The sequence below is a fragment of the Rhodococcoides fascians A25f genome (assembly GCF_000760935.2).
GTDB lineage: Bacteria > Actinomycetota > Actinomycetes > Mycobacteriales > Mycobacteriaceae > Rhodococcoides.
This window is the reverse complement of record NZ_CP049744.1, coordinates 3,604,108-3,625,652: the sequence shown is the minus strand read 5'-3', so window position 1 is coordinate 3,625,652 and position 21,545 is coordinate 3,604,108. Positions and strand designations below refer to the sequence as shown.

The window sequence follows — 21,545 nt, the reverse complement described above, 5'->3', positions numbered from 1 at the left end:
TCGAGGAATGACAGGCTTCACCGGAATCCCTTTCGCTGCGCTGGACTTCTACGAGGACCTCGAGGCCGACAACAGCAAGCTCTGGTGGAACGAACACAAAGATGTCTACGACAACGCGGTCAAAGGACCGATGACGGCGCTGCTGGCGACTCTCGAACCGGAGTTCGGCAACGCCAAGGTGTTCCGCCCGTACCGCGATGTCCGATTCTCCAAGGACAAAACACCCTACAAGACCCATCAGGGTGGATTCGTCGCTCGCGGTGACAGTCTGGGCTACTACGTGCAGATCGACCCCGCCGGGCTGTTCGTCGCGGGCGGCTTCTACAACAGCTCCACCGAGGGCATCGCCCGCTACCGCCGCACCGTGGACGACGATGTGCGCGGGGCCGAACTCGAACGAATCATCGCGGCGCTGACCAAGGCCGGCTACGAGATCGGCGGCGACACGCTCAAGACCAAGCCGCGCGGATTCGAGATCGATCACCCACGCATCGACCTTCTCCGGCACAAGTCGCTCACCGCCGGTAGACACTTCGGTTCACCCGAGTGGCTGAAGACACCGAAAGCCGCGACGAAGGTGCGCGACGCCTGGCGTGCCCTGACTCCCTTGGTGGAGTGGTCTGCTGCACTGCACACGTGAGCGGAGCGCTCTATCCGACGACAGAGTATGTCCGCCAGGCACTTCCGGCATCCGGGGCATCCTCGCGTTCGACCGTCGCCTGAATCAGACCGTACGGACGATCGTCGGCATTGAACACCTCGAGGTTGTTCTCGATGTCGAACTTACCGAGGTCGTACAGGAAGTGGTGCTTGTTCGGTGCCGACATCGAGATCTCGGCGATGAACGGATACTTCTCCAGCACTGCCTCACCCATGGCGTACAACGTCTGCTGCAGCGCCAAGGACTGCAGATTGGCGAACCTTTCGATCATCGCGGCCTTCACACCCGCGTACACCGCGTCCCACTCGACATCGGTTGTGGTGTAACGCCATTGCGCCGTCAGTGACGTCGCCATGACCCGGTCGGTGGTGGGCTCGAGAACGGTCAGGTCGTCCTCGAGGAAGCCGTGGAACTCCGAACCCGTCGACTTGAGGATCACCATCTCCTTGAAGCCGCTGATCACCCACGTGCGCTGGGCATCGCCCTTGCCTTCGACGGTCACTGCCGACGTGCGGATCTCCTCGCCCTTGCGCGTCCAGGTGTGATCGTGCTCGACGCCGTCGACGACCACTCGAGCCCAGGCATACTCCTCGAGCTCGATGCGGGCACCGTCGACGGGCTCGACGTCGTCCACGTAGTGGCGAGCCAGATCGAGGCCGTAACTCTCGAGGTGCAGTAGGCCCTTGGTCTTGGCATAGGCGTACGCGGTCTGCTTCTGGGTGTCGGTGGGCAGCACGTTGGACTGATCACCCACCAGATGCGCGGGGGAGAAGTTGCCGCGCAGCGCGCTCGAGACGTTGATGTCGTGAATTTCGTGCCGTGGAGAGTCTCGATAGATCCGCACCACGCGGTTCTCCGCCTTGCCGTACTGATTGGATCCGAGGACGATCTTGCCGGTCAGGTCGGTCATGTCAGCTCCCGCGATAGGTCGAATAAGCGAAGGGGGACAACAGCAAAGGCACGTGGTAGTGCGCATCGGGATCGGTGACGGTGAACGAGATGGACACCTCGGGGTAGAAGCTCGGTGTCGATGTGGCCTCGAAGTAGTCACCCGTGTCGAACGAGAGGCGGTAGACGCCCCGATCGATCGGCCCGGGTACGACTTCACCGATGCGTCCGTCTCCATCGGTGGTGGCGGTGGAGATCTCACCCTTCTCGGGGTGGAACAACCGCACCCGCATCCCGACCGCCGGTGTTCCCGAGGTGGCATCGAGCACGTGTGTGGACAGCCCGGTCACTGCTCCGGACCCAGCATGCGGCCGAGGCGAATTCGATTGATCTTGGCCAGTTCCACGCGGAGCACCCGTCTTTCGGTTTCGGCATCGTTGTCGAGCCTCTCCTCGAGGATAGCGAGCAGGTCCTCCGCGGACCTGCCGGTGGCGCACACCAGGTAGACGTGACCGAACTTGTCCTCGTACGTTCTGTTGCCCGCCGCCAACTTCTCGCGCACCTCGGTACCCGCGGTCGTCACCGCGGCCTGCTCGCGCTTCGACGACGGGTTGTCGGCCTTTCCGCCGATGCGGGGATGACCGTCGAGCGCATGATCGATCTCGGCCTCGGGTAGCTCGGCGAGCACTCGATCCGCCCTGTCCAACAGCAGATCTCGACTGCTGAAGGGACGGCCCTGGGCGACTCGACGGGCCCAGATCGACGACGCGCAGCACTCGTAGAGTGCATGCATCGCCTGCCGATCACTGAGCCGGTTGAACCCGTCGAGCCCTATCCATTCGTGTAGCAACTCGCGCTCGCTATCTGAAGTCGTTGATGCGACCGAACCGCGCGGCCGCGATCGGGTTGGCATCGGCCACGAGATCGTCGAATCGGTAGTTCGCGATCTTGGCTATCTCGATCATCGCGAACGACCGCTCTGCCGACGGCGCATTCTCGACGCGAGACCAGCCGTTGGCCAGGACTCGATCGTAGCGTTCGGTCTCCCGCGCGCAGATCACCAGCGGGAAGCCGAAGTGTTGGCGGTATTCGGCGGCGAGTTGGACGATGTTGTCGTGCTCGTCCTCTTCCAGGTTGGACAGGCCGACGTGATCTGCGGCATTGAGGGTGCCGGTGGCGTCCTCACTGCCGAGATCGGGGTAGCTGTTGATCAGCTCGATCTGTTCCTCTGTGGTGCCGGCCAACAGTGCCTCCTGGAAGGCCTCTCGCAGACCGTGAGCATCGGCGAAAGGCCGCTGCTGGTAGGCGCGCTCGACAACCCACGGAGTGCCCTGCACCAAGCCGCCGAACGTGGCAGCGAAGTCCTCGGCGGACATCTCGTTGACCTTGTCGAGGGTGATGCCCTTACCCGGACCGCCGGCGACGGCCTGACCGCGGTTGCCGATGTGGAAGAACAGCACGTTGAGCACGATCGCGGAGACCGCGCCGAGGACGATGCCGCTGCCGAACAACATCTCCAGCCAAGCGGGCACGCCTTCGGAGACCGACGGTTGAATGGTCACGAGCATCGCGAGCCCGAGGCTCGTGGCGACGATGATCAGGTTGCGGTGATCGGTGAAATCCACCTTCGACAGGGTCTGGATTCCGACCACGGCGACGGTCGCGAACAGAGCGAGCGCGGCTCCGCCGAGCACCGGCGGCGGGATGGATGCCACGACGGCTGCCGTTTTGGGTAGCAGGCCCAGCAGAATCATGATGCCGCCTGCCGTGGCCACCACCCAGCGGCTGCGCACACCGGTCAGGCGCACCAGGCCGACGTTCTCCGAGAAGGCCGTGTAGGGGAACGAGTTGAACGTACCGCCGATGACGGTGGCCACTCCGTCCGCGCGCAGAGTCGCTGCGATGTCGTCCTTCTTGATGCGCTTGCCGACGATCTCACCCGTCGCATACACACTGCCGGTGGTTTCGACGGCGATGATCAGCATGACGACGATCATCGAAATGATGGCGAGGACACTGAATTTGGGCACACCGAACAGGAAAGGTTGCGTGAAACCGACCCACGATGCGTCCGAGGTGCCGTCGAAGTTCATGTCTCCCAACACGAATGCGACCGCGCTGCCGATGACGAGGCCAAGGAGTACGGCGATGGTGGCCATGAATCCCTTGAAGAACCGTTGGATCAACACGATGATCAGCAGTGTGCCGATCGCGTACGCCATCCACCGACCGTTGGTCGGGTCCTGTTCGTGAGTAGCGGGATTGGTCACCGCATCGTTGACGGCCACCGGGAGGAGCGCCACACCGATGATCGTGATGACGGTACCGGTCACCACCGGTGGGAAGAAGCGCAGCAGCTTACTGAAGTACGGCGCCATGAAGAACGTGACGAGACCGGCGACGATGACGGCACCGTAGACGTACAGCAACCCCTCGGTGCCGCCGCCGTTCGCCATCGCGATTGCGATCACCGGTGAGACACCGGCGAACGTCACACCTTGCAGCAGCGGTAGGCGGACACCGATCTTCCAGAATCCGACCGACTGAATGATCGACGCGATGCCGCAGGTGAACAGATCGGCATTGATCAGGTGGATCAATTGTTCGTTCGTCAGGCCGATCGCGCTGCCGATGATGATCGGCACGAGCACGGCACCGGCATAGAACGCAACGACGTGTTGGAACCCGTACGCGGCAAGTTTCGGAACAGGAAGAACTTCATCGACAGGATGGACACGTTTGCGTGTGGTGGGCGTGACGGACATGGGTGGGCACCTCGCGGAAGCAACAGGGCAGGATTCCTGCGACGCTGCAGGATAAGTGCACTAAGAATCAGCCATCACGCCTATCCTCGCTAGTCGAGCGCGCACAAACTTCGAGGCGTACTCGACGTGGACGTTGTGCGAACATCCAAGACTCCACCCAACAGTGAAGGGAGCGATCGTGTCGGACCTTGCCGTCGGAGTGCTGCTCGCCGCCGGTGCCGGAACGCGATACGGATCGCCCAAGGTTCTCGCCCACGACGGGCTGTGGCTTCGTACGGCAGTGCAGGCATTGCATGACGGCGGCTGTGACCGCGTGATCGTGGTGCTGGGCGCGGCCGATGCCCCTGTCCCCGACGGCGCGATCGCCGTGCATGCACCCCGGTGGGAACAGGGAATGAGCGCGTCGTTCGAGGCCGGGCTGACGGCGGCGTCGGACGCGAACTACGCAGTGGTGCACGTGGTCGATACCCCGGACGTCGGAGCCGAGGTGGTGCGGGCAGTTCTCGATGCTGCGCGGGAAACCGGTCTCGCGAGAGCCGTGTTCGACGGCCGCCCAGGTCATCCGGTCGTCTTGGCGCGGCATCATTTCGAGGCGGCCGTGGCATCGGCGTCGGGCGATTTCGGTGCCCGGGGCTTCCTGAAAGGCCGCGACGACGTCAGTGCCGTCGAATGCTCGCAGTGGGCAACGGGAATCGACCACGATTACCAGTAACCTGTCGTGCGCGTTTTGCGTACCTCTGACTACGCAAAACGCGCACGACCGGGGTGCTACGCCCAGTCAGCGGCGATCGCCTCGATCATGCCGTCGAACTGATGACCACCGGTCGGGAACTCGATGACTCTCGCCGACGGCAGAGCCGTCGAGTTCAGCGCCAGGTGAGCAATGGGAACCACGTCGTCGTCCCGGCAGTGGACGAGTGTCAGGTCGGTCTCGGGCTCAGGGTCGGTGAACGCGTAGTCGGCGACGTCCCACCCACGCGGAGTCCAGTCCGGCATCGCCAGTAGAGCAGCCCGGACGGGCCGATCCCGGCGACGTTCTGCCAGGACCCTGACGAGGATCGACGCGCCGAAGGAATGCGCAATCACCGAATCCTCCGGTCCGAGCCGGTCCAGGTGCTGCCGAATCGGTTCGGCCCAGTCCTCGAAACCCATGTCTGTGTCGGACAGCTCCGGCATACGAAGGTCGAGACGCAGAGCCCCGGCCAACCCGTGCGCGAGCTCCGCGTCGTCGACGAATCCGCCGGCACCATGAACGAACAGAAGTCGACGAACCACGATGCTTCCCTTTCCTCGAGATCGGTCATACGAAGAAGACCCACCGGCCACCGCAAAATCACCGGTTGACCCGGACCGCCGCACCTGGAATTGTCGACGGCAGCGTCGCGTGTCGATGACGGACTGCGTCAGGCATGGAGGCGTCGTACTGCCCAGGAGGCAGCGGTTGTCCATCTCGTTCGATCACACCATCATTCCTGCGAAGAACAGTTCTGCATCGGCGGCGTTCTTTCGTGAACTGTTCGCCTTACCCGAGGCTCGGTCGTGGGGGCCGTTCGTCAACGTGCAACTCACCGACGGCACGCTGATCCAGTTCGCCGAACCACCGGTGGAAGACATTCAGTTCCAGCACTACGCTTTTCGGGTAAGCGAGGACCTGTTCGACGAGGCCTACGCCAGGCTGTCGGACAACGATGTCGAACACTGGGCCGACCCCCGAATGACCGAACCAGGAACGGTCAACACCGGGCACGGTGGCCGCGGAGTGTATTTCCGTGACCCCACCGGGCACTTCTTCGAGATGCTGACGCACTCGTACCTGACCACGCAGGGTGAGCCGGTACCGTAGCGATCGTGGCCGAGCAACAGCATGTTTCGATGACGAGAACCGCCTACGACACTGTTGCCGAGAGTTACGCGGACCTCGTTCGTCACGAACTCGACGGTCGGCATCTCGAGCTCGGTCTCTTGGCGACGTTTGCCGACCGGGTGCTGGGTGGCGAGGTTCTCGAGGTCGGTTGTGGCTCCGGCCGCATCACCGAGCACCTGCATCAGCTGGGCCTGGACGTGACCGGAATCGACCTGTCGCCGAACATGGTCGAGGTTGCTCGACGCGAATTCCCACATCTGACATTCCGCGTCGGATCCATGGAGTCGTTGGCTGCGGCGGACTGTTCGGTTGCCGGGATCGTTGCCTGGTATTCGATCATCCACACTCCTCTCGAGCACCTGCCGGCAATATTCGCCGAATTGAACAGAGTGTTGACACCGGGGGGATTGCTGCTGATCGCGTTCCAATCCGGCAACGAGCGAGTACGGCTCGAACAGGTCTACGGACACTCGGTTTCGTACGACGCCTATCGACTCGACCCCGATGCGATCGTGGCCGATCTCGTCGATGCGAATTTCGCGGTGGACGTTCGAGTGCACCGGGCCGCGGTGGGATACGAGCCCACCCCGCAGGCGTATCTGATGGCACGCAAAGCGAACACCGCGAGACGCGACGACCGGTAGCGTCGAGACCGCGAAAGGTGGTGGCCGATGCCCTTCACGGTGCTCCACATATCGGCCGCGCTGCTGTCGGTTCTGCTCGGTGCCGTGATTCTGCTCGCGCGCAAAGGGACGCCGCGTCACCGGCATTGGGGACGGATGTACGGGTTCGCGCTGCTGGTGATGGTCGCCTCGTCGTTCTTCGTCACCGACCTCCGGGACGGCTGGAGCGTGTTTCACGTAGTGTCTGTGCTGACCGGTGCCCTTGTGCTGTGCGGCTGGTGGCAGCCCGTGTTCGGGCGCTCTCGAGCGGGTTGGGTGCGGCGACACATGCTGTCGATGCAGCTGTCCTACCTGGTGCTCATCGTGACCGGAACGGCCCAGTTCTTCGACTACCTGCCGCTTCCGAACGACGCTCTCAACGCCATCGTAGTTCTGCAGCTGCCCCTGATGGTCGGGATCGTGGCAATCATTCGGCGCAGTCGACGCCCTATCGGTACCCACGGTTCGCTACCGTCGTCTCCGTGATTCTCGGACCGAACGATGCAGTTCCACGTAGCCCCTCGAGGATCGTCGTTGCGGGGACGTCCGGTTCCGGCAAGACCACGCTGTCTGCTCGTCTCGGATCGGTTCTGGGAATCGAACACATCGAGATCGACAGCCTCTATCACGGGCCGAATTGGACGCCGCGGGCGACTTTCGAGTCCGACGTGGAGGAGTTCATCGCACGCCCGGCCTGGGTCACCGAGTGGCAGTACAGTGTGGTGCGCGATCGTCTCGTCGATCGCGCGCAGCTGATGTTGTGGCTCGACCTGCCGCGTCGAACGGTGATGCGGCAGATCGTGATTCGGACATTGCGTCGACGGTTCGGCAGGCGCGAACTGTGGAACGGTAACGTCGAGCCGCCGTTGCACCGCATTTTCTTCGACCGTGACCACATCATCCGATGGGCATGGCGTACGTACCCTCGGACTGCGGAGAGAGTGTGTCACGTCAGCCTCCGGCGTCCGGAGTTGACGATCGTACGGTTCGAGTCACACAGGGACGTGGACGCCTGGATTGCGCACCAGCTGATTCCGCTGACGTGACAGGTGCAGTCAGCAGCCCAATTGCGTTGCGAGAGACTCGATCGAGTCGACGCTGTATGTCCAGTCCGATTCCGCAACGAGGTCGGCAGTCTGGCCCGGTCCGTGTTCGAGCGGACGCGCGACGAACGCCGTTGCGAACCCGCAGTCGGCTGCCGCGACGAGATCGCTGTTGTGCGCGGCCACCATCATGCATTCGCTCGGCTCGAGGCCCAGAATATCGGCGGTACGCACGTAGGCGTCGGGGGTGGGCTTGTACGCCCGGACCGGTTCTGCGCCGAGGATTGCATCCCACGGCAGTCCGGCGTTCTTGGCCATGTCGAGCAGCAGTGAGATATTCCCGTTCGAGAGCGGGGCGATGATGAACTCGGTGCGAAGCCGGGTGAGTCCGGGGACCGAATCCGGCCAGGGATCCAATCGGTGCCACGCCTGATTCAACTCGGCAATGCGATCCTCGGCCAGCCGAATGTCGAACTCCGACAGGACGACTCGGAGCGATTCCAGATGCAGTACATCGAGCCGGGTGAAGGGCCTGCGACCGGACCGAACCTCTTCCATCGCGGGCTGGTACATGCTGCGCCAGCGGTCGGCGAAGGAATAGCTGTCGACATCCGGCCCGCACTGAGTTCGGACGTCGCGAGCGATGCTGGTACGCCAGTCGGCGACGGTGCCGAACACATCGAACAGGAGAGCCTTCAACGCTCCCTCTTCTTCTTTTTCTTCGGGCTCTTCGAGTGTCCGCCTGCGGACAACAGTGCACCGGCGAGCGGGATGAGGAGGAAGAAGAGCCACTTGCTCTCGAAATCGGTGAGGAAGAACAACGCCAACGAACCGAAGATGACCAGCGGCATGATCACTGCACGCCAATCGAGGCCGCTACCGGTCTCGGCCGGAGCAGGCGACTGCCCAGGCCGAGCAGGCGTGTGCGACGGCGTCGACGCGGCGGGGAGGTCGACGAATACCGTGTCGAGCTCCCCGCGCGTCGTGGCGGACGCGATAGTGGCGCTGCGCTCGTCGAACTCGGGGACGGTGAGGCGACCCTCGCTGAAGTGCAGGCTCAGCGCGTCGAGCGCCTTTTCCCGATCAGCAGTACCGATACGAATTTCCGGAAGCTCGGACATCGCTACAGGGTAACGCTATCCAAGGCCTGGATATGAGCCGAACTTCGCATCGCTACCGATATGTCGTTATTTGATTTCTGTGAGGACGGTGCCTTGGGTGATGGCGTCGCCTGCGGTGACGCTCAGGCCGGTGATGGTGCCGCCTTTGTGGGCGGTGACGGGGTTTTCCATTTTCATCGCTTCCAGGACGGCGATGAGGTCCCCGGCGTCGACGGTTTGGCCTTCGGTGACGGCGACCTTGACCACGGTGCCCTGCATCGGTGCGGTCACCGCATCACCGGACGCTGCTCCCGCGCCGGCTCCGCCTCGGGTACGCGGCTTGGGTTTACGCCGCACCGCTCCGGCAGGCCCACCTCCGTTGCTGCCGAGGGACAGTTCCCCGGGCAGTGAGACCTCGACGCGGCGGCCACCGACCTCGACGACGACGGACTGCCGCGGCAGGACCTCGTCGTCGTCGATCGGTTGCCCGGCGGTGAACGGGGGAACCTGGTTGTCCCATTCGGTTTCGATCCAGCGGGTGTGCACCGAGAAGGAGTCGCCGTCGCCGATGAACGCCGGGTCGGAGACCACCGCGGCGTGGAACGGGATCACTGTCGCCAGGCCTTCGACGGTGAATTCGGCCAGTGCCCGACGCGAACGGGCCAATGCTTCCTCGCGGGTGGCTCCGGTGACGATGAGTTTGGCGAGCATCGAATCGAACTGGCCACCGATCACCGAGCCGGATTCGACACCGGAGTCGACGCGGACACCGGGGCCGGAGGGGGCGGTGAACGTGGTGACCGGTCCGGGGGCGGGCAGGAACCCGCGGCCGGCGTCTTCGCCGTTGATCCGGAACTCGAACGAATGCCCCCGCGGTTCGGGATCGTCGGTGATGGTCAGTTCTTCACCGTTGGCGATGCGGAACTGTTGCAGCACCAGGTCGATGCCGGAGGTTTCCTCGGTGACGGGATGCTCGACCTGCAGGCGGGTGTTGACTTCCAGGAACGAGACGAGTCCGTCTTGGCCGACGAGGTATTCGACGGTTCCGGCGCCGTAGTAGCCGGCTTCGAGGCAGATGGCTTTGGCGCTGGAGTGGATTTCTTTGCGTTGGGCGTCGGTGAGGAACGGGGCGGGGGCTTCTTCGACGAGTTTCTGGAAGCGGCGTTGCAGGGAGCAGTCGCGGGTGCCGGCGACGATGACGTTGCCGTGCTGGTCGGCGATGACCTGCGCTTCGACGTGGCGTGGTTTGTCGAGGTAGCGTTCGACGAAGCATTCCCCGCGCCCGAATGCGGCGACGGCTTCGCGGGTGGCGGAGTCGAACAGTTCGGGGATTTCCTCGCGGGTGCGGGCGACTTTCATGCCGCGGCCGCCGCCACCGAACGCGGCTTTGATCGCGATCGGCAGGCCGTGTTCGTCGACGAACGCCAAAATTTCGTCGGCGTCTTTCACCGGCTCGGACGTGCCCGGGACCGACGGTGCTTTGGCGCGGGCGGCGATGTGGCGGGCGGTGACCTTGTCGCCGAGGTCGCGGATGGACTGTGGGGAGGGTCCGATCCAGATCAGGCCGGCGTCGATCACGGCCCCCGCGAAGTCGGCGTTCTCGGAGAGGAATCCGTAGCCGGGGTGGATGGCGTCGGCGCCGGACTTGGCGGCGGCATCCAAAATTTTGTCGATCACCAAATAGGATTCGGCCGAGGACTGCCCACCGAGGGCGAATGCTTCGTCGGCGAGGCGGACGAAGGGGGCATCGGCGTCGGGTTCGGCGTAGACAGCGACACTGGCCAACCCGGCATCAGCAGCCGCCCGGATCACCCGCACCGCGATCTCACCACGATTGGCAACAAGAACCTTGGTGATCTGAGCACTGGCATGGCTGGGCACTGAGCCTCCTACGGATGTATTTTTCTCGTTGCGAACGTCACGTCGGAGTCTAAGCACCGGCCCCGTCGTCGCTGCAATCGGACTGCACCGCCACGCCGAGTGGACAGGGGCTACTGGCTGGTAGCGATCCGGCCGCTGTCGATGTTGCCGTCATGGAACGGCTCGGGGGCGGTGCCGGGGATTCGGGCGGTACCGGTGTCCGCAACCTCGGTCAGCAGCCTGCGCAGTGCGCCGACGTACTCGTGAACCCGTGCCGTCGCCTGTTCGGTGTTGGGGTACCGAGCGGCGATATTGATCCCCTGCGGGGTGCGGTTGATCCACACGTACACGTCGTGTTGGTACTGCTTGCTGCGCAGCGCACGGGCATTCCAGTCCGGCCAGTGCTCGGCGGCAGGCGCAAACCGCACGTCCATGAACGAGACGACGAAACGTGGGCGGGCGGAGTATCCGAGAGTGGTGAACACCCGATCGAGAGGAACGCGGGCGATCGGTTTGGTCTTCTTCACCTCCGCCGAGGCGGCTGCGATCACCGAACCGAACGAATCGTCACCGTCGATGTCGAAGGAGATGGGGCACAACCCGACGAACCATCCCAGCGCGGATGCCCACTGAGGTTCGTCGCGGGTGTGCACCGGAGTGACCGTGCGGAAGCGAGTACCGCCGCCCAGCTCGGCACCGGTGATGGCCAGGACCGCGAGCAGTCCGGCGAACAGGCTGTGTCCTGTCTTTCGGCAGGCCGTCGAGAACGAGTCGGCCTGCTCGGCGTCGAGCACCCACGCCGACAGACCGCCTTGCGGCACGTCCTCCGCGCTCGGATCGCCGATGTCGAGCGGAAACGCAGGTAATTCGCCATCGCCGTCGACCAGGAACTCGCGCCACATTCTCACCGCGTCGTGAGAATGCTCGAGTTCGGCGTGACGCTCGCGTTCGGAGGAACCGAAATCGAGGTAACTGCCGGCCTCGAACAGAGCGGCAGCCGGGCCACCCAGTGCCTCTCCGTACAGGGCAGCGATCTCGTGCGCGACCAGGACCGTGGACAGACCGTCGATGATCGAATGATCGGCCGCGAAGAACACGGTGATCGGACGAGTGTCGTCGAGTGGTTCGAGAGTGACGAAGGCGTACGCGGGCCAGATCAGCGGTGAGGTGAACTCGTCGAACAGATATTGCAGGTGCTCGAAGACCTCACTCGACTGGCTGCACCGCTCCTGCTCCACCTGCCAGATGTCGATGGCTCCCTCGGCGGCGGTCACCCGCGACATCTCGCCCGTCGTCTCGTCGATCGACGCACTCGACCGCATTGCTTCGTGCCGGTCGATCCAGTTGAGAACCGCTTGTCGGAATGCCGGCTTGTTCAGTGGGCCTGCGACCTCGAAGGCCGCACCGAGCCACGATTCTCTTCCGCGACGGGGGCTGCTCAGACTCGTACGAAGGTGCGCCTCGTGGACGTAGGACGTCGGTCGAGTATCCGGACGCCACCCTGCGGCCTCAGGAGTGCGGGCCTGCGGGCCGACGCTGGGTATCCACTCGGTGAGCGTGCCTGCGGGAACCGCGTAGTCCGCTAACTCCGTGAACTCCATGTCGGCAGCAACCAGCCTTCGTTCGACCACATCGGGGGTGAGGGTGAATAGAGCATCGACGCTCGTACGACGAGTCTACCGATCACGTGATGTATCGATCAAGACGACAGCGGCGTGCGCAGTCAGCGCAGGTGCCGCTTGATTCGAGCCAACATCGCCGACATCCCGCGCAGGCGCAACGGGCTGACCGCGTCACTCAGGCCGAGAGCCGAGTAGAAGTCGTCCGGTACATCGAGAATCTGCTGCGCGCTGAGACCGTCGAGTCCCTGAGCGAGGATCGAGGCGAAGCCGCGGGTGGTCGGGGCTTCGGGCGGGGCGCTGAAGTACAGACGAATCCGGGACGGGTCGCCGGCATCGACCGACAGGAACAGCGGCGACTGGCACTCCGGCACCGGCTCCATCGCGTCCTGAGCCAGGTGCTCCGGCAGGGGAGGAAGTTCTCGACTGAACTCCAGCAGCAGCTGTAGTTTGTCCTGTCCCTCCACTGCGGCGAAGTCCTCGACTATCTCGGCGAGTGATTCCGGAAGCGCGCTCATCGAGTGGCCGGTGCCGATCCGGGCTCCTCGCCCTTGGCGATCGGAACTCGAACGGCGTTGCCCCATTCGGTCCACGAGCCGTCGTAGTTGCGGACCGAGTCGTAACCCAGCAGATGGGTCAGAACGAACCAGGTGTGGCTCGACCTCTCACCGATGCGGCAGTACGCGATCACGTCGTCGGTTGCGGAGGTACCGGCGTAGATCTCGTCCAATTCCTTGCGGGAGCGGAAGCGTCCATCCGGTGCGGCCGCCTTGGCCCAGGGAATGCTGACGGCGGTGGGAATGTGACCGCCGCGCAAGGCACCTTCTTCCGGGTAATCGGGCATGTGGGTGCGTTCTCCGGTGTACTCGGCGGGGGAGCGCACGTCGATCAGCGGCACGGTACCGAGTGAGCCGAGCACGTCGGACGCGAACGCGCGAATGGGCGCGTCGTTGCGTTCGATCACGGGGTAGTCCGTTGCCGGGTACTCGGGCACGTCCAGAGTGGTGTCACGGTTTTCGGACAGCCAGGCGTCGCGCCCACCGTCGAGCAGACGCACGTCCTGATGACCGAACAGCGTGAACACCCACAGCGCGTAGGCAGCCCACCAGTTGCTCTTGTCGCCGTAGACGACGATGGTGTCGTCTCGCGAAATGCCCTTGCGGCTCATCAGTTTCGCGAACTGCTCGCCATCGATGTAGTCGCGGGTGACCGGGTCGTTGAGGTCCAGATGCCAGTCGATCTTGACCGCACCGGGGATGTGGCCGACGTCGTAGAGCAACACGTCCTCGTCGGATTCGACGACTCGAAGGCCCGGGGTACCGAGATGAGCGGAGAGCCATTCGTTCGATACGAGTCGATCCGGATGCGCATAGTCGGCGTACGTTGCGTTGGAATCGGTTGGTACAGGCACGTATCGGCTCCTACGGAAGATATTCGTCTGGCGGCCCGCCCGGGGGTGAGCGGTCTGCACGGTCGATCCTATGCGGTATCGCCGCCGAGAGGTGCCAGTGGAGCCTGCGGATCGGCGCGCGGTCAGGTCGTCAGCGCACCGATGTCTGCGTTCGCCGTGGACGCACGCATCAGAGTGACGAGTTCGTCGACGAACGCGGTCATCACCGCGCGCGCCACCGCGGTATCGGGGAAGCGCGATCGCAATGCCAGGCCCGATCGGGTGCGGGAGATCCAGAACTGGGCATCGTCGGACACTGTCGCGTTGCTGATGTGATGTGCATTGGACTCGTCGAACCGTTCGTGTCCCTCGGCTTTGGTGTAGTCGATGTACGACACCATGAACACGTCCTGTCGCGTCAGCGTGAATGCGTCCCCGAGGTTGGCCAGAACCTGCGGGATCGGAACGGTGCTGAGCGGGAGAGCCGAGCGAAACGCGTTGTGAGCGGCGCGGATCGTGTCGGGTAGGTCGGCTCGGACGGGCACGGTCATCGGGGCGTTGGTGGTGAACCACCCGAGTGCACGTGAGAACTGCGGACGGTGTCGGGTGTGCAGGGGGAACAGGAAGGGCACCTGATCCGGCCCACCGTTGCAGGCAACTGCCTGCGCGATCGCCGCGACGACTCCGGCGAACATCCCGGCACCGGATCGGGCGCAGAGGTGCTCGAAGTCGAGAGTCTGCGAGGCGTCGAGCAGCGTGTTCACCGTCGTGGCCTGCACGGCTGTTTCACCCTCTGCCACTCCGAGATCGAACGGGAACCTCGGCGTTGTGCCGCCGCACTCGAGGAGAAAGTTCGACCACGCCGCCATGCGTTCGTCCGCGGGGTTCACGAGTGGCTCGGTGGCTTCGATGCGGCAGTACTCGACGAAACCACCGACGGGAGATAGATCGACCTTCGGGTTCGAGGGGCAGCGGCGGTAGGCGTCGTACAGGGCGTGGATCTCGTCGACGACGACCGCTATCGACATGGCGTCCACGTTGACGTGGTCGAATGCGCACAACACCGTGGAGGTGTCGGGTCGATCGATTCCGAAACAGGTGTACGACGGGAATCGCCTTGCATCGCAGTGCAGTTCGAGTGAGGTCCGGAGGTGGTCACGGAGCGTGGGTGTCGAGTGGAAGGCAGATCGGGCGGTGTGTTCCATCTCGATCGCACCCGGACCGTAGAGCATCCGTTCGATACCGGTTGTCGTGGAAACGAAGGAGCTGCGCAGCGTGTCGTGGCGGTCGATCAGGTACCCGAAGGCCCACCCGAGTGCATCGACATCGAGGCTGCCCGGCACGTCGAACGCCCCGGCGATCCACACGCGTTCGGCCTCGCCGAGGTCGCCCAGGTGAAACCGCTGGTTGAACGACGGCGGAATCGACGACGGCTCCGGATCGCCGACGACGTGTGCAGAGAATTCGACCAGGGCACCTGCCCGAGGGGCGTACTCAGTGATCGAGGTGACCTGCACCGGCCGGCTCCTGGACGAGGTGGTCGAGCGAGAGCGTGTAATCACCCTCGCGTGCAATGGTTTCGAGCACGTTCGCCAAATGCGAGTGATAACGCTGTACCGATGCGGCAGCGGTATCGGTATCGGGGGTCTGCGCTACCAGGTACAGGTGCTCTTCGTCTCGGTTGATCCACATCGATGCGTTCGATGTCGAGCCTTCTCCGGTGAAATGTTTCGCTCGCGTGTCCGCGTCCCGTCCGACTCCAGGAAACCAGCGAAAGTCGATGTAGGAGAGCATGTTCGGGCTGACCGCGAGCTCGCTGCCCAAGGTCCCGTCCGCAGCGAGTGCACCCAGTACGGCGTGCACGGGTGCCTCCGCGATCTGCTTGGCCTGCTCGAAACCCGAGTGAGCCAGTGGCGCGACATCGGAGAATTTTCCGTTGCCCGCCACCTCGAACGCGACCGGCGCGAAATTGACGAACCAACCCTGAGACTGTCCGTAGTCGCCGTGGTGGCGGGTGCTCAGCACGGTGATCCCGAAATACTCTGCAGTGCCTGCCAGCTCGAAATCGGTGATCGCAACGGCGGCGAATATGCCGCTGCTCATCCGGGCCCCAGCGGCCTTGCATGCGGCGTCGAACGCCGCCGTCGCGCCTGCGTCCAACAGATGGCGTTCGACGATACGGACCGGGGCTCGTTCCCCTGGCGCGAGTCCCAGATCGAGTGGGAATCGTGGCATCAAGCCGTCGTGCCGGGTGAAAATGTCTCGCCAGGCGGAGATTTCGGGGGAGTCGGGCCCGTATGTCGAGGCTCGCGCTCGCTCCTCTGCGGCGTAGGCGAGGTGGCTGCCTGCGTCTGCCGGCTTCGGTGCCGGGTCGCCGATCTCGAGCGCGTACAGATCGGCGAGTTCGCTGATGACCAACGCCTGCGAACCGCCATCGGTGAAGGCGTGATCCGCGCCGTAGTACAACGTGAAGCTCCCCGGCCTCGACACGACGCCGAGCACGAATCCGGGCCAGACATCTGCGGTTGCCTCGGCCCCGAAGCGCTGCCGCACATAGCGTTGGAACTCATCGTCGTCCGTCGACTCGCCGGCGTCCAGGACCTCGAATTCGGCGACCTCGGGTTCCGCGAGGTGGCGTACGACACCGGTGCTCTCCACCTCGAACCAGCAGCGAAGGCCCTCGTGCCGCAGAACGTAGGTCGCAAGGGCTCTGCTCATCGCAGCGGTGTCCACGTCGCCGTCGATCTCGGTGGCCACCCCGGTGTACGCGGTATGAACATCATTGCGCTGCCGCGCTGCCCATGCGGCCTTCAGATGGTCTTCCTGAAGGAACGAGGGCGGAGTCGCATCGACCGGTGCCGTTGCGGCTCTCGCCTGGGCAGCCGGTGTCGGATGCCACTCGAGCAGACGGCCCGGTGCAGGATTCCAGCTGCCCATGGCGGTGATGATCATCGTTGCTACATCCTTTGCGATACGAGCCGCGGGCCGGTCGAGTGTCTCACTCCGCGGCGACGGTCACCGACTGCGAGACCGACGTGAGCACCGTATCGGTCCCGGCGTCGGAATCGATCACCGCAGTCAATACCGCCACGAACTCGGTGATGAAGCGATGAACGTTGGTGGACGCAACATCCGAGCTGGGGAACCGCGCCGAGATGTTCAGTCCTTCGAGCGTCCGGTTGACCCAGAAGTAGACCTCGTCGTCGGCGTGGCAGTTGCTCCGCAAGGCGCGACCCTTACGAGCCTGCCACTGGGCAGCGTCCGGAAGAAACCTCAAGTCGATGTACGAGACGACGAATCGGGGGATCTCCGTCGACTCGAGAATCTGGGCGATCTTGGAGTAAGGCATGCGTGCGAGGCCCTTGTTCGCCGAGCCCGCCGCCGCCGCGGCCTCGAGCGCCTCGCCGAAGGTGCGGGCGCTGTCGAGTTGGATCTCCATCGGCAGGATCCCGACGTACCAACCGACCGACGCCGCCCATTTCTGTTCGTCTCGCGTGTGCATCGGCATCACGGTGCGCAGCGACGTGCGGCCGGACAGGCGCGCGTTCGTCAACGCCAGGGCCGCGAGTATCCCGGCTTGCATGTTGTACCCGGCGGCGCGGCACGCGGCGTTCACGGCGTCCGACTGATCCGCGGTCAGCAGCCACGAAGAGATGCTGCTCTGAGCGGCAGGACCGTCGGTCGTGGATGCCCGTTCGACCGCCACGGGAAGCGGGAAGCCCGGAAAGCGTCCGTCTTCCACGGCCAGGAAGTCCTGCCACGTGCGGACGGCACTGTGGTCCCTTGTCAGGCTGTCGCCCAGCTCGCGCTCGGACTGACTGAAGTCCACATAACTGCCCACCTCGGGCAGTTCCGGATCGGTGCCCTCCAGCGCCTGCGCGTACAGCCGGTCGATCTCGTTGATGGCGTAGATCTGGCTGTAGGCATCCATCACCGAGTGGTCCGCAGCAAATGCGAGCAGGAACGACTCCCCGGGCCCGTTCGAGAGAGCACGCGAGGCATCGTCGGGTTCGATCGTCGCCAGTACGAAGTGCGGCCATGCCGTCGGCGACACCGTCTCGCCGAACCAGGAGTGCAGATGGCTGAAGACCTGTGTTTCGGTTCGCGGCTCGGTGTGCGCTCGATCGATGACCCGTACAGCATCTGTCGGCGCGGTGTGGCGCTGCCACGATCCGGATTCCTCGTCACGACTGACCTTGGTCCGGAAGGCCTCGTGTCGTCCCATGTAGGCAACGATGGTCGCTCGCACTGCCTCGACGTCGTAGCGGCGATGAACCTCGAACACGGTCCCGATCCACGATCCCGGTGCGCTGCGCTCGCAATGGTCCTGATGAGTGAACGACAGCCCACGTGAGTCCGTTGCCCACCGGTCGTCGTCGACGCGTGGGACCCACTCGGTCAGTCGTCCGGCGGGAAGCGGGTAGTCGGCGAGTTCGGTGTATTCCATGTGAGTCCTCTTCCATTCCGGGCCCGGCCAGCGGTGTTCGGCGTCAGTTCGGTATCAGCAAGGCTTCGATTACGGTCGAGCCGTGTATGTAAAGCAAGGTGTCGTGTGACCGTGTATTCGACTCGTCGTTTATCTGATTGCTGCTTTCCGCATTGAAAGAACAACGTCATTGCTGTCGATCCGAAGTGAGTCAAGAAGTCACGATAGGGGCTGAGTGGAACTATTTCGCGACGCGTAGAAGTAATACTTCTCACTATCGAAGCTCTTGACCACCGGTCTTCGTTCACCTGCGGTGGTTGTACTCGGTTGTCGTATCGTACGACCAATTCACTGTATTTGCACTTCGCCATGATGATGAGTCACAATAACCGCCCGATCGGTATTTATTTTTGGGTGATACGCGACCCGCGCCACCTCGGAGCGCGAACATGGCGCGAGACACAGCGCGGCGATTGTCGACGCATCCATTGCCGAATGCGAATGCATTTCGCGGGCGAATTCTCACTGCTACTTCGATGCGTGGATGTAGTAGGTTCGGCGCGTGACTCGAATTGGATTTGCCGATCACCTATTCTTGCGAATGCACCACGGCATCGGATATCCCGTCTATAACCAGTTTCTTTGGTGGTTCGACGAATCGGTCCGGCGGGAAGACCTGGAAAAACTACGCGACAACCTGTCCGACGGTTTGCTTGCGCGTCGCGTGTGTGCGCCTTCCGTGCCGACTGCTCGTGAACGTTGGGTGAACTCCTCTGTTTCTCACGCACTCGATTTTCATCCCGAGTCCATCGAGTCGACGGAGGTGCTGGCTTGGGCAGACGGCCGCCTCGGTTCGGATATCGACCCCGAGACAGGCCTCGGCTGGCGGCTGGCGGCTGCCCCGCTTGCGAAGGGTGGGACGGTTCTGTCGTTGACTGCTTCGCACATGGTCGCCGACGGCGGTGCATTGGTCGCCGCGTTCCGGTCTGCGAATTCCCGTTCCGCGAACGTCCGGGCCGAGCACCTGCAGCTGGCTCCACCCGAGCGCGGACTGGCAGCGATCGGCGCGGACGTGCAGGACGCGGTGGAGCAACTTCGGTCCGCCGCAGGCTGGCTGCTGAACTCCGCGGTATCGGCCCTACCGATCCCCACCCGATCCGTTCCGGTGCCCGCAACCCCCCGGGTGAGCCCGAGGCGCGCCGAGGTTGCGACCGAGCCCGCCACGGACTCGGTGTGGACATCGCCTCACGTGGTTGCCGAGGTGGACGCCGCGACGTGGAATGCGGTGTCAAAAAGATGGGGCGGCACGTCGAACTCGCTGTTCATCGCGGTTCTGACGGCCGCGTCCGGGAACGCCGGACGCGCCTCGGTCGGCGACACCGTGCAGTGGTCGTTGCCCGTCAGCGATCGCGCCGCCGACGATATCCGTTCCAACGCAACCAAGATCGTCAAGATCGAGGTCCCTGTCACCGACGCCACCGCTCTCGACCTATCGCGCATCCGGTCGATCAGCAAAGCGGCGTTCACCGCGTTCGCCGCGAAGCAGGCGGCCGGTCACGCTCCTGCCGGCATCTCGCAGGCTCTCGTTCAGATGCTCCCCGACGCCGTGGTTGCGCGCGTTCCGCAGCCTCGGGACGGTGCCGAAGGCTTGGCGTCCAACCTGGGTGTGTTGCCCGACGACTTCAGCACGGTGGCAGGTGTTCGTGCTCGTGCGGTGTCCGGCAGAGCGACTTTCTTCGGTGCCGACGCGGAGTTCGCTCGATCGCTGGACGGTGGACTCACGGCCTGGGTGTGCGAGACCGACGCCGCCGTCACCCTGACCGTTCACGCCATGGACCCCGATCGATTCCCCGATGACCGAGCGCTGACCGACCACGTGGCCGCCGCGTTGACTCGATGGGGATTGTCCGCGCACTTCTGGTGAGTGCGTCAGCGATTGCGCGCGGTGGCCTCGGCGATGTCCGCCGCGGCCGCCACGGCTGTTTCGGTCGGTGCCACGGTATCTGCGAGCTCCCGTGCCGCACTTCTGGCCGCATCGGTGGTGATGTCGGTAATTCCTTGTAGCAGAACGGGTTCGGACAACATCGAGAACTTCGTACTGGCCCCGGCCCCGATTCGGCGAAGCGCAGCTCCCCAGAACGGCTGGTCGGCGCTGAACCAGCACACGAGCGTCGGCAGGCCTGCGCGCGCGCTCGCGGCCGTCGTGCCTGCGCCACCATGGTGAACGGCTGCACGACACCGCGGAAACACGCTTGCGTGATCGACCGATTCGACGATCATGATGTTCGGATTCGCCTGAGCTGCAATCGATTCGGCACCGGTGAGATCGCTCCAGCCGGCACAGATCAAGGCCCGGAGACCCAGCTGTCCCGTCACATTGTCGATCATGCGCAACAGCGCTGCGGGGTCGGGAACCGGCATGCTGCCGAATCCGAAGTACACCGGTGGGGGACCCGCTTGCAGCCATCGCTCGAGTGCGGGATCGGTCTCCTGCCGCCCGGTGCTCAGCCCGAGAAATCCGACGAACGGACGCAGCGGCCCCCACTGCTCGGCCAGTCCGGGAAAGAGTGCCGACTCGTAGGCCTGAATCTCGACGCCGCCGTACCGCTCGGATCGTCTGGGTAACGAATCGCGGGTGGTTGCCAATCCCAGGTTTCTTCTCTGGGTGTTCTCGCGAGTCTTCATCGACTTCCACCGCAGCGCCTCGGCCAGAGCCCACATCGATCGGTTGACCGTGGACGGCAGGGTGACCCCCGGAACAACCGGCACCACTCCGTTTCGTCGGAGCGGGCAATAATGCAGAGCCACAAAGGCATTGCCGGTCGCCTCTGCCATGTTGAACGCCATTTCCTGCCCCAGCGAGCCGGTGACGATCGCGTCGCTGCCCTCCGCCATCTGCGCGAGCTCGGCCGTCATCTGGTCCCAACCGTGATTGGCCAACTCCGCCAGTGCGGTCATTCGGGTCCGCGGGTTCGCCGACTTGATCCGCACCCGAACGAGCTCCGACTCCAACAGTCGATGGGTGTCCGGGCCGAACGAGACCACGTGCACACGTTCGGACCCAGCCGTGTTCGAGCGCGCGAAGTCCAGCAGATTGGGGGGTGCGCCGAGCACCACATCGTGCCCGCGATGCGCAAGTTCCACACCGAGCGCCACGCCGGGTGTCACGTCACCGCGGCTCCCGTTGAAGGGCATCACGAACTTCATACGGTCCTTCGCAGCACGTCGACTTCGGATCGAAGACAACCTATCAGTACCGTCTGCCTC

The 21,545-nt window shown here is 64.0% G+C and carries 22 protein-coding genes; 7 read left to right on the top strand and 15 right to left on the bottom strand.

Annotated features, from left to right (window positions below):
* The first annotated feature begins 7 nt into the window (after positions 1-7).
* Entirely contained in the window at positions 8-640 is a 633-nt protein-coding gene (locus BH93_RS17085) for a DUF2461 domain-containing protein (RefSeq protein ID WP_037176724.1), read from the top strand.
* Between the two features lie 10 nt (positions 641-650).
* Here the strand turns inward: BH93_RS17085 and pucL are convergent, their stop codons facing one another.
* The 4 genes from pucL to uraD (BH93_RS17065) form a co-directional block, all read right to left on the bottom strand.
* The gene (gene pucL, locus BH93_RS17080) at positions 651-1,571 is read right to left on the bottom strand and encodes a factor-independent urate hydroxylase (RefSeq protein ID WP_037176726.1); all 921 of its coding nucleotides are present in this window, start codon (positions 1,569-1,571) and stop codon (positions 651-653) included.
* 1 nt (position 1,572) lies between these two features.
* Complete coding sequence (gene uraH / locus BH93_RS17075) at positions 1,573-1,899, bottom strand: hydroxyisourate hydrolase (protein WP_037176728.1); 327 nt, start codon at positions 1,897-1,899, stop codon at positions 1,573-1,575.
* Positions 1,896-2,342: a 2-oxo-4-hydroxy-4-carboxy-5-ureidoimidazoline decarboxylase gene (gene uraD / locus BH93_RS17070; protein WP_052065725.1), complete on the bottom strand. Its 447-nt coding sequence runs from the start codon at positions 2,340-2,342 to the stop codon at positions 1,896-1,898. Before uraD (BH93_RS17070) ends, uraH begins: the two co-directional genes overlap by 4 nt.
* Before the next feature lie 67 nt (positions 2,343-2,409).
* A complete protein-coding gene (gene uraD / locus BH93_RS17065) occupies positions 2,410-4,314 on the bottom strand; it encodes a 2-oxo-4-hydroxy-4-carboxy-5-ureidoimidazoline decarboxylase (protein WP_037176731.1) in 1,905 nt (634 codons plus the stop codon).
* A gap of 175 nt (positions 4,315-4,489) precedes the next feature.
* Between uraD (BH93_RS17065) and BH93_RS17060 the strand changes: the two genes are divergently transcribed.
* Entirely contained in the window at positions 4,490-5,026 is a 537-nt protein-coding gene (locus tag BH93_RS17060; protein WP_037177126.1) for a nucleotidyltransferase family protein, read from the top strand.
* Positions 5,027-5,082: 56 nt separating this feature from the next.
* On the opposite strand, the gene BH93_RS17055 is transcribed toward BH93_RS17060, so the two are convergent.
* Positions 5,083-5,589: an alpha/beta hydrolase gene (locus BH93_RS17055; protein ID WP_165712737.1), complete on the bottom strand. Its 507-nt coding sequence runs from the start codon at positions 5,587-5,589 to the stop codon at positions 5,083-5,085.
* Positions 5,590-5,755: 166 nt separating this feature from the next.
* On the opposite strand from BH93_RS17055, the gene BH93_RS17050 reads away from it, so the two are divergent.
* The 4 genes from BH93_RS17050 to BH93_RS17035 are packed head-to-tail and all read left to right on the top strand — an operon-like array spanning position 5,756 to position 7,886.
* A complete protein-coding gene (locus BH93_RS17050; RefSeq protein WP_037176734.1) occupies positions 5,756-6,157 on the top strand; it encodes a VOC family protein in 402 nt (133 codons plus the stop codon).
* Positions 6,158-6,186: 29 nt separating this feature from the next.
* On the top strand, positions 6,187-6,822 hold the full coding sequence (locus BH93_RS17045) for a class I SAM-dependent DNA methyltransferase (protein WP_037176736.1): 636 nt from the start codon (positions 6,187-6,189) through the stop codon (positions 6,820-6,822).
* Between the two features lie 27 nt (positions 6,823-6,849).
* Positions 6,850-7,326 (top strand): DUF2306 domain-containing protein, encoded by a 477-nt coding sequence (locus tag BH93_RS17040; protein ID WP_052065727.1) that lies wholly within the window; start codon positions 6,850-6,852, stop codon positions 7,324-7,326.
* Positions 7,323-7,886, top strand: a complete 564-nt coding sequence (locus BH93_RS17035; protein ID WP_052065730.1) for an AAA family ATPase — start codon at positions 7,323-7,325, stop codon at positions 7,884-7,886. Before BH93_RS17040 ends, BH93_RS17035 begins: the two co-directional genes overlap by 4 nt.
* Before the next feature lie 9 nt (positions 7,887-7,895).
* Here BH93_RS17035 and BH93_RS17030 read toward each other — a convergent pair whose 3' ends face one another.
* The 9 genes from BH93_RS17030 to BH93_RS16990 form a co-directional block, all read right to left on the bottom strand.
* Positions 7,896-8,582, bottom strand: a complete 687-nt coding sequence (locus tag BH93_RS17030; RefSeq protein ID WP_037176738.1) for a haloacid dehalogenase type II — start codon at positions 8,580-8,582, stop codon at positions 7,896-7,898.
* Positions 8,579-9,004, bottom strand: coding sequence for a DUF1707 SHOCT-like domain-containing protein (locus BH93_RS17025; RefSeq protein ID WP_037176740.1), 426 nt, complete (start codon positions 9,002-9,004; stop codon positions 8,579-8,581). Before BH93_RS17025 ends, BH93_RS17030 begins: the two co-directional genes overlap by 4 nt.
* 66 nt (positions 9,005-9,070) lie before the next feature.
* Positions 9,071-10,864 carry an acetyl/propionyl/methylcrotonyl-CoA carboxylase subunit alpha gene (locus BH93_RS17020; RefSeq protein WP_037176419.1) on the bottom strand — a complete coding sequence of 598 codons (1,794 nt, stop codon included), beginning with the start codon at positions 10,862-10,864 and terminating at the stop codon, positions 9,071-9,073.
* A gap of 110 nt (positions 10,865-10,974) precedes the next feature.
* Positions 10,975-12,444, bottom strand: coding sequence for a condensation domain-containing protein (locus tag BH93_RS17015; protein WP_037177040.1), 1,470 nt, complete (start codon positions 12,442-12,444; stop codon positions 10,975-10,977).
* 122 nt (positions 12,445-12,566) lie between these two features.
* Entirely contained in the window at positions 12,567-12,980 is a 414-nt protein-coding gene (locus tag BH93_RS17010) for a SufE family protein (protein WP_032404102.1), read from the bottom strand.
* Positions 12,977-13,873: a sulfurtransferase gene (locus tag BH93_RS17005; RefSeq protein ID WP_032404103.1), complete on the bottom strand. Its 897-nt coding sequence runs from the start codon at positions 13,871-13,873 to the stop codon at positions 12,977-12,979. Before BH93_RS17005 ends, BH93_RS17010 begins: the two co-directional genes overlap by 4 nt.
* Before the next feature lie 122 nt (positions 13,874-13,995).
* On the bottom strand, positions 13,996-15,369 hold the full coding sequence (locus BH93_RS17000) for a condensation domain-containing protein (protein WP_037176418.1): 1,374 nt from the start codon (positions 15,367-15,369) through the stop codon (positions 13,996-13,998).
* Positions 15,347-16,804 carry a condensation domain-containing protein gene (locus BH93_RS16995; protein ID WP_052065648.1) on the bottom strand — a complete coding sequence of 486 codons (1,458 nt, stop codon included), beginning with the start codon at positions 16,802-16,804 and terminating at the stop codon, positions 15,347-15,349. Before BH93_RS16995 ends, BH93_RS17000 begins: the two co-directional genes overlap by 23 nt.
* Positions 16,805-16,850: 46 nt before the next feature.
* Positions 16,851-18,299 (bottom strand): condensation domain-containing protein, encoded by a 1,449-nt coding sequence (locus tag BH93_RS16990; protein ID WP_037176416.1) that lies wholly within the window; start codon positions 18,297-18,299, stop codon positions 16,851-16,853.
* Positions 18,300-19,041: 742 nt separating this feature from the next.
* Between BH93_RS16990 and BH93_RS16985 the strand changes: the two genes are divergently transcribed.
* Positions 19,042-20,202 (top strand): hypothetical protein, encoded by a 1,161-nt coding sequence (locus tag BH93_RS16985; RefSeq protein WP_155291079.1) that lies wholly within the window; start codon positions 19,042-19,044, stop codon positions 20,200-20,202.
* A gap of 5 nt (positions 20,203-20,207) precedes the next feature.
* On the opposite strand, the gene BH93_RS16980 is transcribed toward BH93_RS16985, so the two are convergent.
* Positions 20,208-21,485: a glycosyltransferase gene (locus tag BH93_RS16980; RefSeq protein ID WP_037176415.1), complete on the bottom strand. Its 1,278-nt coding sequence runs from the start codon at positions 21,483-21,485 to the stop codon at positions 20,208-20,210.
* Between the last annotated feature and the right edge of the window lie 60 nt (positions 21,486-21,545).

Bases quoted from the DNA above. Each gene is read 5' to 3' on its own strand.
- BH93_RS17040 (WP_052065727.1), top strand. From the start codon at position 6,850: ATGCCCTTCACGGTGCTCCACATATCGGCCGCGCTGCTGTCGGTTCTG.
- BH93_RS17085 (WP_037176724.1), top strand. From the start codon at position 8: ATGACAGGCTTCACCGGAATCCCTTTCGCTGCGCTGGACTTCTACGAG.
- BH93_RS17010 (WP_032404102.1), bottom strand. From the start codon at position 12,980: ATGAGCGCGCTTCCGGAATCACTCGCCGAGATAGTCGAGGACTTCGCC.
- BH93_RS17045 (WP_037176736.1), top strand. From the start codon at position 6,187: ATGACGAGAACCGCCTACGACACTGTTGCCGAGAGTTACGCGGACCTC.
- pucL (WP_037176726.1), bottom strand. From the start codon at position 1,571: ATGACCGACCTGACCGGCAAGATCGTCCTCGGATCCAATCAGTACGGC.
- BH93_RS16990 (WP_037176416.1), bottom strand. From the start codon at position 18,299: ATGGAATACACCGAACTCGCCGACTACCCGCTTCCCGCCGGACGACTG.
- BH93_RS17015 (WP_037177040.1), bottom strand. From the start codon at position 12,444: ATGGAGTTCACGGAGTTAGCGGACTACGCGGTTCCCGCAGGCACGCTC.
- BH93_RS16995 (WP_052065648.1), bottom strand. From the start codon at position 16,804: ATGATCATCACCGCCATGGGCAGCTGGAATCCTGCACCGGGCCGTCTG.
- BH93_RS17025 (WP_037176740.1), bottom strand. From the start codon at position 9,004: ATGTCCGAGCTTCCGGAAATTCGTATCGGTACTGCTGATCGGGAAAAG.
- uraD (WP_052065725.1), bottom strand. From the start codon at position 2,342: ATGCATGCACTCTACGAGTGCTGCGCGTCGTCGATCTGGGCCCGTCGA.
- uraD (WP_037176731.1), bottom strand. From the start codon at position 4,314: ATGTCCGTCACGCCCACCACACGCAAACGTGTCCATCCTGTCGATGAA.
- BH93_RS16980 (WP_037176415.1), bottom strand. From the start codon at position 21,485: ATGAAGTTCGTGATGCCCTTCAACGGGAGCCGCGGTGACGTGACACCC.